Source organism: Caballeronia sp. SEWSISQ10-4 2 (assembly GCF_030464885.1).
In the GTDB taxonomy this organism is placed as follows: Bacteria; Pseudomonadota; Gammaproteobacteria; order Burkholderiales; family Burkholderiaceae; genus Caballeronia.
Genome location: NZ_JALPRJ010000037.1, coordinates 25,507 through 42,312 on the forward strand (window position 1 = coordinate 25,507; position 16,806 = coordinate 42,312).

16 protein-coding genes are annotated in these 16,806 nt (G+C 58.6%); 9 read left to right on the forward strand and 7 right to left on the reverse strand.

All coding sequences use genetic code 11. From position 1 onward, the window contains the following. Window positions 1-25 precede the first annotated feature (25 nt). The 3 genes from M0D69_RS24065 to M0D69_RS24075 form a co-directional block, all read right to left on the reverse strand. Window positions 26-1,297 carry a paraquat-inducible protein A gene (locus M0D69_RS24065; protein ID WP_301784383.1) on the reverse strand — a complete coding sequence of 424 codons (1,272 nt, stop codon included), beginning with the start codon at window positions 1,295-1,297 and terminating at the stop codon, window positions 26-28. Window positions 1,298-1,472: 175 nt separating this feature from the next. Then, complete coding sequence (locus M0D69_RS24070; protein WP_301784384.1) at window positions 1,473-2,135, reverse strand: DUF3313 domain-containing protein; 663 nt, start codon at window positions 2,133-2,135, stop codon at window positions 1,473-1,475. Between the two features lie 421 nt (window positions 2,136-2,556). Further along, window positions 2,557-3,192, reverse strand: a complete 636-nt coding sequence (locus tag M0D69_RS24075; protein ID WP_301784439.1) for a TetR/AcrR family transcriptional regulator — start codon at window positions 3,190-3,192, stop codon at window positions 2,557-2,559. 609 nt (window positions 3,193-3,801) lie between these two features. Here M0D69_RS24075 and M0D69_RS24080 point away from each other — a divergent pair. Further along, on the forward strand, window positions 3,802-4,107 hold the full coding sequence (locus M0D69_RS24080) for a hypothetical protein (protein WP_047897220.1): 306 nt from the start codon (window positions 3,802-3,804) through the stop codon (window positions 4,105-4,107). 254 nt (window positions 4,108-4,361) lie between these two features. Continuing rightward, window positions 4,362-4,667, forward strand: a complete 306-nt coding sequence (locus M0D69_RS24085) for an H-NS histone family protein (protein WP_301784385.1) — start codon at window positions 4,362-4,364, stop codon at window positions 4,665-4,667. Window positions 4,668-4,745: 78 nt separating this feature from the next. On the opposite strand, the gene M0D69_RS24090 is transcribed toward M0D69_RS24085, so the two are convergent. After that, on the reverse strand, window positions 4,746-5,708 hold the full coding sequence (locus M0D69_RS24090; RefSeq protein WP_301784386.1) for a substrate-binding domain-containing protein: 963 nt from the start codon (window positions 5,706-5,708) through the stop codon (window positions 4,746-4,748). Window positions 5,709-6,034: 326 nt separating this feature from the next. Between M0D69_RS24090 and M0D69_RS24095 the strand changes: the two genes are divergently transcribed. Beyond that, on the forward strand, window positions 6,035-6,511 hold the full coding sequence (locus M0D69_RS24095; protein ID WP_301784387.1) for a hypothetical protein: 477 nt from the start codon (window positions 6,035-6,037) through the stop codon (window positions 6,509-6,511). 116 nt (window positions 6,512-6,627) lie between these two features. Here M0D69_RS24095 and M0D69_RS24100 read toward each other — a convergent pair whose 3' ends face one another. Continuing rightward, entirely contained in the window at window positions 6,628-7,581 is a 954-nt protein-coding gene (locus M0D69_RS24100; RefSeq protein ID WP_301784388.1) for a LysR substrate-binding domain-containing protein, read from the reverse strand. A gap of 339 nt (window positions 7,582-7,920) precedes the next feature. On the opposite strand from M0D69_RS24100, the gene ansP reads away from it, so the two are divergent. The 5 genes from ansP to M0D69_RS43850 all read left to right on the forward strand — a co-directional run bounded on the left by ansP (window position 7,921) and on the right by M0D69_RS43850 (window position 13,210). Next, entirely contained in the window at window positions 7,921-9,417 is a 1,497-nt protein-coding gene (gene ansP, locus M0D69_RS24105) for an L-asparagine permease (protein ID WP_301784389.1), read from the forward strand. A gap of 154 nt (window positions 9,418-9,571) precedes the next feature. Then, window positions 9,572-10,969 (forward strand): circularly permuted type 2 ATP-grasp protein, encoded by a 1,398-nt coding sequence (locus M0D69_RS24110; RefSeq protein ID WP_367619754.1) that lies wholly within the window; start codon window positions 9,572-9,574, stop codon window positions 10,967-10,969. 111 nt (window positions 10,970-11,080) lie between these two features. Further along, window positions 11,081-12,022, forward strand: coding sequence for an alpha-E domain-containing protein (locus tag M0D69_RS24115; RefSeq protein WP_301784391.1), 942 nt, complete (start codon window positions 11,081-11,083; stop codon window positions 12,020-12,022). An 8-nt stretch (window positions 12,023-12,030) separates the two neighbouring features. Then, a complete protein-coding gene (locus M0D69_RS24120; protein WP_301784392.1) occupies window positions 12,031-12,861 on the forward strand; it encodes a transglutaminase family protein in 831 nt (276 codons plus the stop codon). A 73-nt stretch (window positions 12,862-12,934) separates the two neighbouring features. Further along, entirely contained in the window at window positions 12,935-13,210 is a 276-nt protein-coding gene (locus M0D69_RS43850) for a YqjD family protein (RefSeq protein WP_367619753.1), read from the forward strand. 125 nt (window positions 13,211-13,335) lie between these two features. Here M0D69_RS43850 and M0D69_RS24130 read toward each other — a convergent pair whose 3' ends face one another. Beyond that, the gene (locus tag M0D69_RS24130; protein WP_301784393.1) at window positions 13,336-14,112 is read right to left on the reverse strand and encodes an NAD(P)H-dependent oxidoreductase; all 777 of its coding nucleotides are present in this window, start codon (window positions 14,110-14,112) and stop codon (window positions 13,336-13,338) included. 85 nt (window positions 14,113-14,197) lie between these two features. Between M0D69_RS24130 and M0D69_RS24135 the strand changes: the two genes are divergently transcribed. Continuing rightward, complete coding sequence (locus tag M0D69_RS24135; protein ID WP_301784394.1) at window positions 14,198-15,091, forward strand: LysR family transcriptional regulator; 894 nt, start codon at window positions 14,198-14,200, stop codon at window positions 15,089-15,091. A 65-nt stretch (window positions 15,092-15,156) separates the two neighbouring features. Here M0D69_RS24135 and M0D69_RS24140 read toward each other — a convergent pair whose 3' ends face one another. Next, window positions 15,157-15,915 (reverse strand): hypothetical protein, encoded by a 759-nt coding sequence (locus tag M0D69_RS24140; RefSeq protein WP_301784395.1) that lies wholly within the window; start codon window positions 15,913-15,915, stop codon window positions 15,157-15,159. Between the last annotated feature and the right edge of the window lie 891 nt (window positions 15,916-16,806).

Here is a 16,806-nt window from a genome sequence, read left to right on the forward strand (position 1 = left end):
AATACCGGGCGCATCCTGGTCATCTCTATTCACTTTCCGGCTCCACTGCGTCCCATATCAGCCGGGGATCGAATGACAGCGCGGCGAACATGGTCAGCACGACGACTGCGCCGAATGCGATCGCCCCGGGACCCGCCTCGATGCTTGCAACCGAACCGAATTGCACGAGCGCGACCAGAACGGTGATGACGTAGATATCGAGCATCGACCAGCGGCCGACAAACTCCACCAAGCGGTAAATACGCGTTCGCTGTCGCGGGATGAGGGCAGAGCGCAACTGGGTGCTCCACGCGAGATAGGCTAACGACAGGATTTTGAGCACGGGCACGACGACACTGGCGATGAAAACGATAGCTGCAAGCGACCACGATCCTGCGTTCCAGAGATAGACAACGCCGCTCAGGATCGTGTCGGATTGAGTCCCGAACAAGGTGCTGGTGACCATGACTGGCAGGAGAATGGCGGGGATGTAAAGGATCATGGCGCCGAAAACGAATGCCCAGGTGCGCACGAGACTATCGGGTTTGCGCCGATGCAGCATGGCATCGCAACGCGGGCAGATTCCGGCATGGACGTGGGCAAAAAGCGGCTTTGAGAGCAAGCCGCAGTCATGACAAAAGAACAGACCGGCGCGCGCGGCGGTATCTGCCGTGGCACTTGCCTGTACCGCGTGTGACACGCGACGGTCGCTCCGTACGGAATCGATACGCGCCCATATATCACGCGGATTGAACGTAACGGCAGCTGCCGCCAGTAGCAACATCACCGCTCCGAATGCCCAGATCGCGACGCCGGGGACAACGGTTGCGATGTGCTGGAGTTTGACGAGTGCGACCAGCATGCCGAGCATGAGCACTTCGATCATGCCCCAGGGCGCAACGTGCCGCAGCACACGAAGGACAAGCTCGGATCTTTGAGGAAGACCACCCACATGCAGCGGAACGAGCAGATAGATAACAGCCGCTATGTTCAGTGAAGGCATCAACAGCGTCGTCACGAAGACGAGGCCCGCTATTGGCCACATGCCATGGACGTATAGCGACCAGGCTGCCCCAAAAAGCGTGGTTTCGACCAGTGTTCCATTGACCCAAAGTCCGACGATCGGAAAGCAGTTGGCGAGCACAAACAAAATCGCTGCAGCCGACGTGAACGCCAGTGCGCGGTCGAACCTGGCGGGCAAACTTCGGTAGAGGGCCGCACCGCATCGTTGGCAACGCGCGGTAGCGCCCTCAAGTAGCGGCGCCTCCCACTGGAGCAGATCGCATTCGTGACACGCAATTAACTTGGCTTCATTCATCTTCGGCATCCGCTTGGGGCGAGGCGCATGATCCAGGAGCGCGCGCCCTTAGCCCGGCTTGCGCCACAGGCATCGGCTAACTTTGGGGGAACCAGCTTTGCAGGGCACCGCTTGCATACAGGCGACGCGGGACCGGCTATCCCGTCAGCGGCTAATCGTCGTCCTGTATCCCGGCTCATTTAAGCTGCGCAACCAGAGCATCAGCGCCCTTCTCGATACCCGTCTTCGATGCGTTCAGCGACCCAAAGGTCGCTCCGACGTTGTATGGATTCGGGTACTGCTTTGTCACGTAAGCACTGAGGAGTTTGTTGTTCGATGCGTCGTAGATTTCAACGGCGTACATGACGGAACCTGTGAAGGCGCCCTCTTTGCCACGGGCGGTTTGAACTACGTTGTAGACACCACCCGAAAGGTCGAACCGTGTAAAGGGACCGAGAAAGGTAGAGGTTGTTGAAGCGCCTGTCAGAGTCAGCTTGACGCGCAACGTGCCCGGACCTGGAGCATTCGCCAGTTCGAAGCGAGTCCGCAGTTTCTCCTCAAACTTGGATTGCATATAGCCTGCGAGGGCTTTTTTGTCTGAGTCGCTCATATCGCCGAACTGGTTATCAGCGGCTCGATACACGACGACCGGATCAATAATCGCCTTCCGGTACTGCTGCCAATCCACCTGAGTCGAGAAGCGATACGGCACACGGCCGGACTTATCCTCCGGATCAGGCTTCAAATAGGATGACGACGTAATTCCAGAATACGCGACCGGCTGCACGCTTGAGCAACCAACCACGGTTGCGCAAATAGCGGCGAGCAACAGATGCCGTGCCTTGATTGACTTGACCATTCAGTTCTCCGGTTTCGATGCTGCACCTGCCGGTTTGCTGGCCAGGTTCAGACATGACAGCTCATGTGAGGCGCAAGCGTAACACCGCAGATTATTTATGTAAACCGACCAGGCGGTTTGTTTGTAAATTAAATCACGGAGTGTCCGTGGGCATCGTCACGATGGTATTGGCGTCAGGGATGGGATTGGATATGGGGCAAGCGCCTCGCGCCCCATTTATCGACACCTTGGGATGACCGCGATTCGGTGGCCCGAACGCCACCGTCGTTGAATGAATCTGCGCCGCGGTCTTGCTTGTGCGGATGTTACTGCAGTCGCTGCAGCCGCTACCGGCGGCACGTCGGAAACTGACCGTGCATCGAGGATCAGATCCAGATCCGGGCAATTTCCATTGCCGCCATATCAGGCAGATACGCTGCTCTCAAGCGCTTTGGTCGCTGTGGCTGGCGCTACGTGATGAGCGCGTGGAACGCGGTTTTTTGACTTTGGCGTCAGGAGAAGATGGCCATTGGTCTTCGTCAAGCAGGCGATCGAACAAACGCCCGCGCTCCTTGTCGGAAAATGGGCAGAGCCCAAAAAGAGCCGTCAATGCAAGGCCTCTGGCTGCTGACCAGCGCAACAGCGCGAGATCCGGGTCGACCGCTTCGGCCTTGATACGCTTGACCCTTTTTGCATCGCCCTCTCGAACCGTAGACAGAAGCTCAGGGTCTTCCACCAGGGCGGCGAGAATGGCAAGGGCGACCGAGTGCTGCTGCGTAGTGGATTCGCGCGCTGTCGCAATCTGCGCCAGCAGCGTGGCTTCGGGTTTGGTGTCGCCGATCGTAGCCAGATAGTCTCGGGAGAAGTTCTCGAAATATTCGGTCTGGTGCTCAAGCAACGCTTTCAGAACGTTCCCCTTGGTGCGGAACTGATGCATCAGTCCGCCCTTGCTGATACCGCTTTCGCGCGCGATGGCGTCAAACGTGAGCTGACCCGGACCATCGCGAGCAATGATGGTGAACGCCGCCTCGATGGCCAGTTTGCGGGAGCGTTCCGAGCGAGAGGGATTATCCATAATTTTTTTCTCAAGGGTTAATGCGAGTTCAGGCAGACAGACAGACAGAAGTATGCGAGGGCATCAGTTGCTATTCAAGCGCTCTGGATCTCGGCCGATGGAAGTACGCGTGACACGCACGCCGATTATTTCGATGGCTTGCAGATGTCCCTGCGGCTCCCCGTTATCACTCGACTGTCGCCGGTGATAGGCGTCCGTGACATTACCACGATTGCGGACCCGGAATTTCCTGCTGTTCGGAGCATGTCGAGTCTGTGCGGGTGATGCGCTTCGTTCTCCACGGCGTCCTGCGCGAACATCGGAACCATGGATCCTTCTCCGCTTTAGTTGCCAAGTGATTCTGCCCGGGAGAACCCTGCCGTGCTATTTTCGCAGTCCGCGCCTATAACAGAATAGCTTCTCGCGAACGGCCGATTTAAGGACCTACCGATCGCGATAAAGCAGAACACCATCCGTCGATCTGGACGCAAGCCGGGACATCCGCAGGAGCCTGTGTCGCCAAGCTCGACAACGCGGCCAGAAAACCACGCTATCCACGGATGGATGACGACCCTGCAGCACCGGCTGACTCCGACAAACCTAGCAGACCTACTAACCAGGAGCGATGCGATCATGCGCATACTCGTGAATGTCCACATACCGCACGAACCGTTCAACACGCTTGTTCGAGACGGCAGCGCTGGCGCCGTCATCTCGCAGATAGTGGAGGAATGCAAGCCGGAGGTGATCTATTTCACTGAACAAAGCAGGAAGCGCGGTGCCGTTCTGGTCGTCGATATCGCGGAACCTAGTGATCTTCCATCGATCGCAGAACCATGGTTCCTCAAATTCAACGCGGAATGCGAGTTCCGGCTTGCGATGAAGCCCGAAGATCTACAAAAGGCCGGGCTCGATAAACTCGGCGCGAAGTGGAAGTAACGCGTCGCGTAGTGGGTCGGCATTCGCTGGGGTCATAAGGACCGACGGGTGCCGTCTGCCTGGTGCGCCATCGGCGAGATCGTCATTCGAACGGTCAGCGGCCAGACCTTTTAGTCGATCGCACGTGTTTCGCTCGAACCCAAGAACCGAGGGATATCAAGTCCGCACATCAGTTCGGTTAATATTTGCTGCTTGGACGAACCTTGATGGGTCATATGCGACCCGATTTATTTCGAATGATTATGGGAACAGTAATGCCTAGTTTGAAGGAACTACTGGCGCAGCGCGAAGCGCTCCAGCAAGAGTTGGAGCAAGCCCGTCAGCAAGAAGCAGATCGAGCGCTGCGCGAGATCGTCGCGAAAATGAGGGAATACAAGATCACGCTGCAGGAGGTCGTGGGCACTAAAGCTCATGCGCGCATGGTCCCGCCGGCCGCCAACGCGAAATACCGCGACCCGGCCACCGGGGCCACCTGGAGCGGGCGGGGACGGGCGCCCAACTGGATCGCAGACAAGAACCGGGACGATTTCCTGGTCCAGCCATCTTTGTTTCGCAGCTAGTGCGGCGGTGCCTCGCGCGGGGTTTCAGAGTTGAGGACGCTGTACTCCAGGAATCGCCTCGTCACTGTTCACTGGCATTCAATGGTTTTCACTGGTGACCAGTTGCAACGGCGTTTCGATGAAGCGCGACAAATCCGGCTGCTTCCTCCTTTCAATAAGCGCTTTTAATGCGACGTCGACCCCGAACGCGGCCTGTCTTTCGGCAAACTGATCCATGGTTGCGAGAATCCGGCCGTCGTCGAGCAGCGGTCCGATTGCATCGATGTTGTTATAGCCCGTGACATACACACGGCCTGTTCTTCGCGCATTGTGAACCGCTTCGACAGCACCCATCGCCATGTTGTCGTTGCCGCACATGAGCGCCCGGATCCGCGGGTGTTCGCTCAGGATCGCCGACGCGGCCTCCTTGCCTTTTCCGTATTCCCAGTCGCCCGGCTGTATGGCGACAATCCTGATTCCCGCGGCGTTCATCGCGTCCTTGCAACCCGCCGTTCGCTGCTGCGCGTTGCGGTCGGCGGAAACGCCTTCGATGATCCCGACTTCGTCGTCCGGTTTGAGCTTCCCCGCCAGATACTTTCCTACCAATGCGGCTCCTCTGCGGTTGTCCGCGCCGACGAAAGGTACGGAAATGCCGGTGGCATCCTGGGACGCTTCGTCGAGCGGATTGTCGATGGAGATCACAATGACACCCGCGTTGATTCCGCGTGCCACCACGGGTATCAACGCTTTTGAATCGGTGGAGGCGAGCACGATTGCGTTCGTCCGGGCGCCAATCAGTTCGTCGACGATGCGTGTCTGGGCGAGGGTATCGGTTTCCGTCGCCGTGCCCCGGACAGTCAGGTCGAACTGCGACGCATAGTGCTTCTGATAGTTCTGCGCACCGCCTGCCATGGCGACGGAAAACGGATCCGCGAGCGACTTCAGCACGAGGGCAATTGTCAGCTTGCCGTCTTGCACGGCGTTGGCGCTTTTTGCCGCCATCAGGCCGGCCGCTGTGAGCGCGCCGGTCACGAGCAAACGCCGGCGTATCTTTTGTACCATCGGTTCTTTCCTTGTACGCTCAGCCCCGCATGATATGACGTGGACCGACGATGTGTCGCCGCATGCGGACCCGGACCACAGCCGGCTTCAGCGCCGTGCTCATCATCCGCGACCGTCATGAAAACATCATTGCTCGACATCTCATTCGATATTGCGCCAGCTTTGTGATTTGTTCGCGTGCCTCAAGAACAATGGCCGGATGCCGTAACGCTTTAGTGAAAGACCGGTATACAACTGCGGTGAATTAGCGTCGGTATCGTTACACGAGATTATTTTCGCCGGCACTGGCCACTCCAGGACAAACGAAGAAGTGCAGGCAGATCGCCATGAAAATCAAGGCTCTCACGACCATTGCAACGGCCACGCTGAGTATTCTGTTACTGCTGCTTCTATTCATTCTGTACCAGATCCTCGATATTGAGCACGACACAATCCGCGGCCAGGAAAAGCGCTTCGAGTCGTTCAAGCTGGCGGACGAATTGCGGCAAAGCTCCGACGATCTGACACGCATGGCGAGCACTTATATCTCGACGGGAAACCGGTTCTACGAAAATCAGTACTTTGAGATTCTGGATATCCGTAGCGGGAAAAGGCCCCGACCGGCCGACTACACCAGTACTTATTGGCGGCTGCCGCATGACGCGCACCTTCCGGGAGCACGTGCGGTGCCGCTCAAGGAGCTCAGGCGCCGCGCCGGTTTTACCGCACACGAATTCGATCGGGGTAGCCGAACATCGCGCCGGGGAGGAGTGGGAGGCCACGCTCCAGCGTGCAGACGCCCTCTTGCTGAAGGCCAAGCGTGAAGGGCGTAATCGTGCCCTCGGTGAATAACGAATAACGAGTCACCGTTCTCGTCGATGCCGGCGCACCGGGCAAGCCCGTCAGTTTTCCCCTCGTCGGGGCGCTCCATCGTATTGGCTTACGCCGCCTTCCACGCTTCCGGCGGCACGTTGACCGCCGACTCAGCCGTCATTTTTTCGACGTAAGACCAAAGCTGTTCCGCAGCCCGGCCTCTTTGCTTGCCGGAACGGTAGAGACGGATTTCCAGTTCAGTCGTCCAGGCGTCCGAACCCGCGCTGACAAGATTCCCTTCGCTCAGCTCCCGGGTGATGCAGCTTTCGGGAAGCCAGCCGATACCGTGACCCGCGAGCACCATGCCTTTTAATGCCTCGGACATATGGGTTTCGAAGCAGCGATACAGTGCGTACGGTTCGGCGGCGTTCAGCAAGAGCATTTCGACCACGTTGCCGAGGAACGCCCCAGATGAATAAGCCAGGAGCGGCAGGGGTTTGCCGCTTTTTCCAGGCAACTCGAATAACGGTTTGCCATTGCTGTCTGCGGCAGAAACCGGCAGAACGCGCTCGACACCGAGGGTAAGGAAGGGAAAGAGATTGGGGTCCAGTCCGATGGGCAGGTTCGGATGGTGGTAGCCCATCAGCAGGTCACTGTCGCCCGCGAGAAGATGTTGCACGCCCTCAGGGACATTGACCGCCTGCACCCGGGCCATGACGTCGCCGAATTTACCGTTGAGCCGCTTGAGCCAGTCCGGGAAAAGCGTGAAAACCAGAGTATGAGCCACCGAAAAATGGACGACATGATCGCTGTCGGCGAACTGTTCATAGCCGCCGACCATATTACGGGCGGCATACATACTCTTCAGGATGTCCGTTGCCAGGCTGCGGAACATCCGGCCTGCCGGAGTGAGTGAAATCGGGTTGACGCTGCGGTCCACCAGCCTGGTTCCCATCCAGGTCTCGAGCGCGACAATTCGTCGGCTAAATGCCGACTGCGTTAAATCCCGGTTACGAGCCGACCGGGAAAAGCTTTTGGTCTCCGCGAGACTAAGAAAATCTTCCAGCCATTTTGCTTCCATAGTCATCGCTCTATTTAAAGACGTCGACCGCTAGCATGGGCCGATAAGTTTCTCTAGCGTGCCACAGGTCGGCAAACTAGCAATATCTATTTTCGAATGGCGTTAGTCGAAATTTGCATAGGCATTGCGCCCATCAATTTGGCACCATAATTTTGGGCTGCCCTAGCTGAAAGCGGCATGTCGTTCGACATATCGGCTCGACATATCGATACGGGCCCACGTCATCTGGATAACGTTTGTAGCAATGCGCCGTAAGGTTTTGGGCACGCACGCCCAATCCGTCCAGGCACGGCGCAGCATTGTCAAATTCTGAAAACCGTCCTTAAGTTGGAGATGATTATGGCTACAGCACCCGATCAAGCATCCGCTCAATTGCCCGGTGAAGTGGACAAGAAAAGCTGGCTGGAATCCCATGAAGCCGGATACCACAAAACATTAGGTAATCGTCAGGTTCAGATGATTGCAATCGGCGGCGCGATTGGAACCGGATTATTTCTTGGTGCGGGTGCGCGCCTGCAAATAGCCGGTCCGGCACTGGCGCTCGTTTATCTGGTTTGCGGCGTCTTCTCATTCCTGATCCTGCGTGCACTTGGCGAACTGGTCATGCACCGTCCGAGCAGCGGCAGCTTTGTGTCGTATGCGCGAGAGTTCCTGGGGGAAAAAGCGTCATTTGTCGCCGGCTGGATGTACTTCCTCAACTGGGCGATGACCGGCATTGTCGACATTACCGCGGTCGCGCTATATATGCATTATTGGGCGGCATTCAGCGCCGTGCCCCAATGGCTGTTCGCGCTGCTGGCGCTCTGTATTGTCGCCACGATGAACCTGATAGGCGTGAAATGGTTCGCCGAAATGGAGTTCTGGTTCGCCCTTATCAAGGTGGCGGCGATCGCGCTGTTCCTGCTTATTGGTGTCGCCATCCTCGGTACGGGGACACCCGTTGCCGGGCACGCAACCGGATCGCATCTGATCACGGAAAATGGCGGCCTGTTCCCGCATGGCCTGATGGCCGCGCTCGTGCTCGTCCAGGGCGTGGTGTTCGCCTTTGCCGGGGTCGAACTGGTCGGCACGGCCGCGGGCGAGTGCAAGGACGCGCGCAAGGTCCTGCCCCGCGCGATCAACAGCGTGATCTGGCGTATCGCCTTGTTTTATGTGGGATCCGTGGTGCTGCTCGTCTGCTTGCTGCCGTGGAGCGCCTACAAGGCGGGGCAGAGCCCGTTCGTCACGTTCTTTGGCGCACTCGGCGTGCCGGGCGTTGGCTCGGTGATGAATATCGTCGTGCTGTCGGCTGCGCTGTCGAGCCTCAACTCGGGGCTGTATTCCACCGGACGCGTGTTGCGCGCGCTGTCGATGGGCGGATCCGCGCCGCACTTCCTGTCGCGCATGAGTTCGCAGTCGGTCCCGTACGCCGGCATCCTGGTGACGGTGGCCATCTACATCCTGGGCGTGGTGCTCAACTATCTTGTGCCGTCGAGCGTGTTCGAAATCGTGCTCAACGTGGCGTCGCTCGGCATTCTCAGCACCTGGGGATTTATCGTTGTCTGCCAGATGAAGTTGCGCCAGGCCGTCGCGCGAGGCGAAGCTGAACCGGCCTCCTTCAAGATGCCGGGCGCCCCGGTGACATCCTGGCTGACGCTGGCGTTTCTGTTGGGCGTGCTGGTGCTGATGGCGTTCGACTATCCGAACGGTACGTGGACCGTGGCCTCGATTCCCGTCGTGGTCCTGCTCCTGGTAGCCGGGTGGTACGGGGTGCGCCGCCGGGCACTGACCATGATGAAACCGACGATCCCGTCGGTTACCCTGACCCAAAGCATTTTTGAAGACAACCCGCGCTAGGGTACGATTGCAGTGCGGGCATGCGCCGCGGTGTTCCGTGCTTCCTCGCCGCCTGGGCGGATCCGCGGGCCCAGTACGGCAAGGTAGGACATCCCCTTGCAATCCAGCTGCAACGACGCCACGACGGAGAAGTTACGTGAAGCCATTCGATGAGATGCTGACATCCGGTGACGGCGTCCGCCCGCCGTATAACCTGCTCAAGCAATGGCTGGATACGCAGAATCCGGCGAATCTCGCGCAGAAGGCGCGCGACGCGGAAAGCGTTTTCCGCAAGACAGGCATTACGTTCGCCGTTTATGGCGAAAAAGAGGCGGCCGAGCGCCTGATCCCGTTCGACATCATTCCCCGGATCATTTCGGGTAACGAATGGACCCGGCTGTCGCAAGGCATCGAGCAGCGCGTCATTGCGATCAATGCCTTTCTGCACGACATTTATCATCGTCAGGAGATCGTGCGTGCCGGGATCATCCCGAAAGAGCTGATCACCCATAACGAGGCCTTCCTGCCGGAGATGATCGGCTTTCGTCCGCCGGGCAATGTCTACACGCATATCATTGGCGTGGATATCGTGCGCACGGCCGAAAACCAGTTCTACGTGCTGGAAGACAACGCCCGTACGCCGTCCGGTGTCTCCTACATGCTGGAAAACCGCGAGACGATGATGCAGCTTTTCCCCGAGCTGTTTCAACAGGTCAAGGTGCGTCCGGTCGAAACCTATCCGCAGTTACTGCGGCAATCGCTGGCTGCCGTGTGCCCGCCGGGCGGCAACGAAGCCAATCCGACCATCGCCGTGTTGACGCCGGGCATCCACAATTCCGCGTACTACGAACATTCTTTTCTCGCCGATCAGATGGGCGTTCATCTGGTCGAGGGCAGTGACCTCCACGTGATGGACGGCCGCGTGGTCATGCGCATGACAGAAGGCTTTCGCGCTATCGACGTGCTCTATCGCCGCCTGGATGACGCTTTCCTCGATCCGATGACCTTCCGCCCCGATTCGGTGCTTGGCGTAGCCGGCATCATGGACGTCTACCGTGCCGGGAATATCACGATTGCCAATGCGCCCGGCACCGGGATCGCCGACGACAAGGCGATCTATTCCTACATGCCGGAGATTGTCGAGTTCTATACCGGCCGCAAGTCGATCCTGGAGAACGTGCCGACCTGGCGCTGCGCCGAGCCGGACAGCCTGAAATACGTGCTGGACCATCTTGAGGAACTCGTGGTGAAGGAAGTCCACGGGTCGGGCGGCTACGGCATGCTGGTTGGTCCCGCTGCGTCGAAGAAGGAGCGCGAGGAGTTCGCCGTCAAGCTCAAGACGCGGCCGGGCAACTACATCGCGCAACCGACGCTGGCGCTCTCGACCACGCCGATATTGACCGAACAGGGCCTCGCGCCGCGCCACGTCGATCTGCGTCCGTTTGTGCTCGTGTCCGACCGCATCCGGATCACCCCCGGCGGACTGACGCGAGTTGCATTGAAGGAAGGCTCGCTCGTTGTCAATTCGAGCCAGGGCGGCGGTACCAAGGACACCTGGGTGCTCGCGGACTGAGCTTGGGCTTTTCATGCCGTTCATGGCGCGGACGTGAACGAACCTGGCAGCGGCCCCGGTCCGGAGCGAGCCACGAACGCGGCACTAAACAAAACGGGAGTTGGACAGGACATGCTTCTCGGACGTACTGCAAGCGGTCTCTACTGGATGCACCGCTACATCGAGCGCGCAGAAAACATGGCGCGGATTGTCGATGCCGGGTTGCGCATGGCGCTGACCCGAACCTCCGACGCACCAGCGGAATGGTCATCCGTCGTGGTGACATCGGGTACCGAAGACGGCTTTCGCAAGAAGCATGACGTCTATTCCGCGAGCACGGTGCCGGACTATCTGCTGCGCGATGGCGACAATCCGTCGAGCGTCCTGTCGTGCATCGAAGCAGCGCGTTCGAACGCCCGCATGGTGCGCACGGCGCTTACCCGCGAGGCCTGGGAGAGTGTCAACGAAGCGTGGATGGTGATAAAGCGGGCACTGGCGAGCCCGGTTCCAGCCAGCGAGTTGCCTGTCGTTCTCGATCAGATCAAGCGCGAAACCGCGCTCATTCGCGGCACGTTCCACGGCACGATGCTCAGGAACGAGATTTTCGACTTCGCCCGCATTGGGACTTTCATCGAACGCGCCGACAACACGGCGCGCATTCTCGATGTCAAGTATCACTTGCTGCTGCCGTCGGTGTCCTACGTCGGCACGTCACTCGACAATTACCAGTGGGAGTCGATCCTGCGTTCCGTGGCCGCGCATCGCTCGTACCGGTGGGTGTACGACGTTCAATACAAGCCTGTGAATATCGCAGATTATCTGATGCTCAATGGACGGATGCCGCGCTCGCTGCATTTCTGCTATCTCAACATTGTCGAGAACCTGGGTTATCTCGCTGAAGACTACGGCGTCCGTCACGCGTGCCACGACACCGCCGACAACACGCTCGCCACGCTTAAAGGCAACACGATCAAGCAAATCTTCGCGGACGGCCTGCACGAATTCCTCACCCGGTTCATCGGCCAGAACAACCGTCTCGGCTTCGATATTGCCGAAACCTACAACTTCGATTGAGTCCGGCCATGCGTCTCGCGATCCGTCACATCTCCCGGTATCACTACGACCAGCCCGTGCCTTACGCGTTGCAGCGGCTGCGGCTTCGTCCCCAGACGTGCCCGGGGCAGAGAGTCATCGACTGGCAGGTTACGGTCGACGGTATAGCGCCTACCGTTTCCTATTCGGACGGGCTGGGCAATCGTGTCGATCTCGTCCGTCATGAGCGCAATACGCAGAAGATCGTCATCGTGGCGGAAGGGACGGTCGAAACCGAGGACACGGCCGGGATATTCGGTACGGTCAATGGCGTTGCGCCGCCCTGGATCTTCGAGCGGGTTACCGCGTTGACCCATGCCGGAGAATCTATTAGCGCGCTCGCGGCTCCGCTTCGTTCAGAAGGTAAGCCGCTGGACTCGTTGCACGAGCTAATGAGTGCGATTAACGGCCGGATCGCTTACAAACCCGGCACGACCGTGGTCGGCACGGACGCAGAGACGGCCTTGCGGAACGGACAGGGGGTGTGTCAGGACCATGCACATGTCTTTATCGCGGCGGCGCGTCTGATGCACATCCCCGCGCGCTATGTGTCGGGCTATCTGCTGATGGACGGCACACCGGCGCAGACCGCGAGCCATGCCTGGGCCGAGGCATACCTCGACGGGCTGGGTTGGGTAGGGTTCGACGCCGCCAACAATACGTGCCCGGATGAGCACTATGTGCGGATCGCGACCGGCCTGGACTATCGCGACGCCATGCCCGTTTCCGGCGTGCGCACGGGGCAGGGTGTGGAGACGCTGATTGTCGAGATCGATGTCGCGCGTTCGCAGGGTTCGCAAAGTTCGCAGGTTCAGGGCTGACGTTCTGGCATGCCGCCACGAACGCCTGGATCAATACGTTGTGTTTCCTTAACCATGAGCATGGGGTAACGGCATGTCAATTTCCAACAGTGCAGCAAGCGATGTGAACAATACGCCGGCAACGCCAACCCCGGATTTCGTCGCCGGATCAATGCCGGAATCCGGCAAGGTCCGAGCCCGTCTCAAGCAGGCCCGGAAGAAGGCGGCCGATGTGCAAGTCGTGGTGATTGAACAGGGGCGGAAATCAGCGAGTCTTGCGAACGACTATGTGCATGAGCGTCCATGGTCGACAGCCGGCGTAGCCTTGGGTGTGGGAGTGCTGATTGGGTGGCTGGCCGGGCGGAAATAGCACTGTCCTGTTCGTGAGGGAGACGGGTGGGCATGGCTTTGCCCGTGACTTGTCCATCTCCCGCTTTCCAAGCAGTTGTCCATCTCTCACCTGCGTCAATGCAGGAATGCCCGACGGCGTAATTTCTATGCAATGTGCGCGGCGAAGCCGCTCTGATCGGACGCAATTTCAGGCCGCAACGTGAGTTCCGGGATCTCGTACGCACCAGCATTCTGTGGGCGAAATGATATCGGCGCGGTCTTCCAAAGATCATCAAGACGTTGTCCGAGCGAGTCACAAATCTTTGAATACCTTGCTTCGTCAATCCGGCCTGTCCGATAGATCATGAACGGTGGCAGGACGTCGAAGCCGGGGTAATACAGAATCCCGTGCTGGATGGGGAACAACAGGTCATCTATTGGGCCATTGATACCCCGCGGGCTGTAATGAGGCTCCCATCCGCCCGCAGTGACAACCAGCATCGCTCGCTTTCCTGCCATCGTGCCTTCCCCATAGCGGTCCCCCCAGCGGGCGTCGGAGTGTTCCCCTACGCCATAGGCGAAGCCGTACGCATAGACGCGCTCCACCCAGCCTTTCAGGATCGCCGGCATCGAGAACCACCACAGGGGGAACTGCAGGATCACAGCATCCGCCCACACCAGCTTGTCCTGTTCGAGCGCGATGTCTTTGGTTTGCAGACCATTCTCGAACGCATGCTTGGAATCAAGGGATGGATCAAAGGGCATTTCGGACTGCCTGTCCGTGCTGTCGTGCGCGTCGAGCGATGCTTTCCACTTCATTGCATACAAGTCAGACACCTGGACGACGTGTCCCGCATCTTCAAGACGTTTGATCGAAAAGTCCTTGAGCGAGCCGTTCAGTGACCGGGGTTCGGGGTGGGCGTAGACGAGAAGAACATTCATGGCTGGGCCTCCGTTGCTGGAAGAGGGCAGAATAGGGCTTGGTCAGGTATATTGGAAATGAATATCCAATATCACAGGTATTGCCATGAATAATTTAAGAAGGCTGGACCTTAACCTGCTGGTAACACTCGATGTCCTCCTTTCAGAACACAATGTGACCCGCGCGGCAGAACGCCTGAACTTCTCGCAACCATCGGTAAGCGTTCATCTCGCCAAGCTGCGGGATGTCTTTGGAGACCCGCTGTTGCTGCCGGGGCCACGAGGAATGCGACCCACCGCGAGAGCCGAAGAGTTGCGCGAGCCTTTGCGTCAGGCACTTGATGCACTTGAGCGCGCGGTGTCGCCCGCCCGCTCTTTTGATCCAGCCGAGGCGAGTCATACGTGGCGCGTTGCCGCTGCCGACTACGGGGAATCGACGGTCCTGCTGCCAGCGTTGGCCGGCTTGCGCTCGGCGGCGCCGGGTACCCGGCTGGCAGTCCTGCAACTCGTTCCGCCACGCATCGCCAAGCAGGCGGAACAGGGGGAGATCGATCTTGCCCTCCATACGAGCGAGGACGCTCCTTCCGGATTGCATCGGCGGCCGCTCTTTACCGAGCGGTATGTTCTGGCAGGTCGCGCCGGTCATCCGCGCTTGAAGCGCCGGCCAACGCTTGCTCAATTCTGCCAACTCGATCACGTGGTCGTGTCGCAGGATGGCGGGGGATTCCGGGCGATCACGGACGAGGTGCTCTCGGAGGCAGGTCTCGCGCGCCGGGTGGTGCTTTCCATTCCGCACTTCCTGTTCATGATGTCGGTCCTGGCGAGCACCGACCTCGTGGCGATGCTGCCTTCGCGCCTGGTTCGCGACACCAGCGAGCTGCGGGTAGCGGAGCCACCTGTCGATATACCCGGCTATGAGATGGCCATGCTCTGGCATGAGCGCTCCCATCGCGATCCTGCGCATCAATGGCTGCGTGAGCACATCGCAAATTCGGTGTGATTCGCGGGAAGCGTTCCACGTCTCAGGAGCACAGGTTCATCGAATGCACCGACGCAGTGAAAGTATCAATGGCCTTGCCTCGCCGCTCTTTGCCGGAAGATCAAGATACTCGCCACGATAAACGAGAACAACGCTCCCGATGCGGAGTAGCGGTCTAGCGCGAGGCCGCCTGCATTGAGGGGCTTGTCGAGGAAGTCTCCTACAACCGCACCAAGCGGACGGGTGAGGACGAACGCGGCCCAGAACAACAGGGTGCGAGACACCCTGGTTTTGTAGTACGCCAGTGCCACGAGCGCCAGCAGGCCTGTGAATACCAACGCGCCTCCCTGATATCCGAGACCCGCTGAATCCGCTGTCCAGTCTCCAAGGGCTGTACCAAGTGTTTGCGAAAACATGATGGTTACCCAATAGAACATCTCCGCTTTCGGCGAGCTGACGTTACCGACGGATATGGAGCCCAGCGTCCGGTGCCATACCGCCAGAGAAGCCAGCAGCAGGATGACTAAAAGCGTTGTACCACCCGCGTAGCCGATCCCCAGCGAGCGATCCGCAAAGTCCGCCAGCGTCGTCCCTACTGTGGTGGTCGCTATGATGGTGAGCCAATAAAGAAATGGCCTGAAGCGATCCGCTTTTATCTGAAAAAATACTGAGACTAAAAATATCGCAGCGAAAATTGCAGTGCCGATGAGATAGCCCAGGTGCATGGACATCGAGACTGCATCGCCAGCAGTTTCACCTAAGGTCGTGGCAGCAATCTTTACGATCCAAAAGGCCAAAGTCACCTCTGGGACCTTGCTCAATGCATTTTTCTCAAAATCGTGCATCTTTCTATCCCTAAGTTTGGTGTGTGTCGACCAACGTGCAGCGGCGGTTTTGGATCTGCTTTGAGCAGTAACAGCCGACGAGCGTTGGGACCGTCTGCGTATCTGCGCCTTTTTATTCGAGCACGCAGATCCGTGCGGGTGATTGGGTTATTCGTGACGCAATTGGTACTGCAACAACGCGGGATGCGAGCTGCGGTGACTGATTCACAAAGGATGGTTCGAGAATACACGGCTACCCTTAACGCATCCTTATCTCGTTGTCGCAGCTGCCGGTGGGAGCATCTTCTGCCTGGACCTTTCCATTTTTTTGATAGTCGATGCAGGTTGCAAAAGCCGGGTCAGTCGACCCGCTTCACCTATCACGGAGCTACACAGGATTGTGGTCGCACCGCTGCGATTCGCTTCCAAAACACCGGGGAAATATTCTGTAAGGCCTTGAGAAGGTCGCCTCCTTTTCGAGGGGTTCGCTCGCTCGAAAACTAGGATCATCACCTTAACGAATTCCGCTGGCAGGCACTCGCCCATGGGAGGTTTTCCAACCTGTCTCACGAAGACATTGGGGAGCCGCTCTTGCGACCAGCATCGGAAACTTGAGCGATGAAACGTGAACCTTTGCGAGTCGTCAAACGCGCTTCCGAAAGTCTTCGTGCAACCGTCCCTTTCACGGTTGGAGCCTCAAGAAGCCCGGCCGGGAAGACCGTGGCGAAATAGCAGCATGTTCACAAACGCAACTTTAACGATGGATCGACGGGGGTAGGTATGGCAAGGTCAGGCAAATTGAAAACGAAATTGTTCAACGTGAGGCGTGCGGCCGGGACCGTCACGCTGACGTTACTGGTATTGGGCGGCGGCTTGGTATCCGGATCCGCGCACGCAGCGAGTTTCCATTGC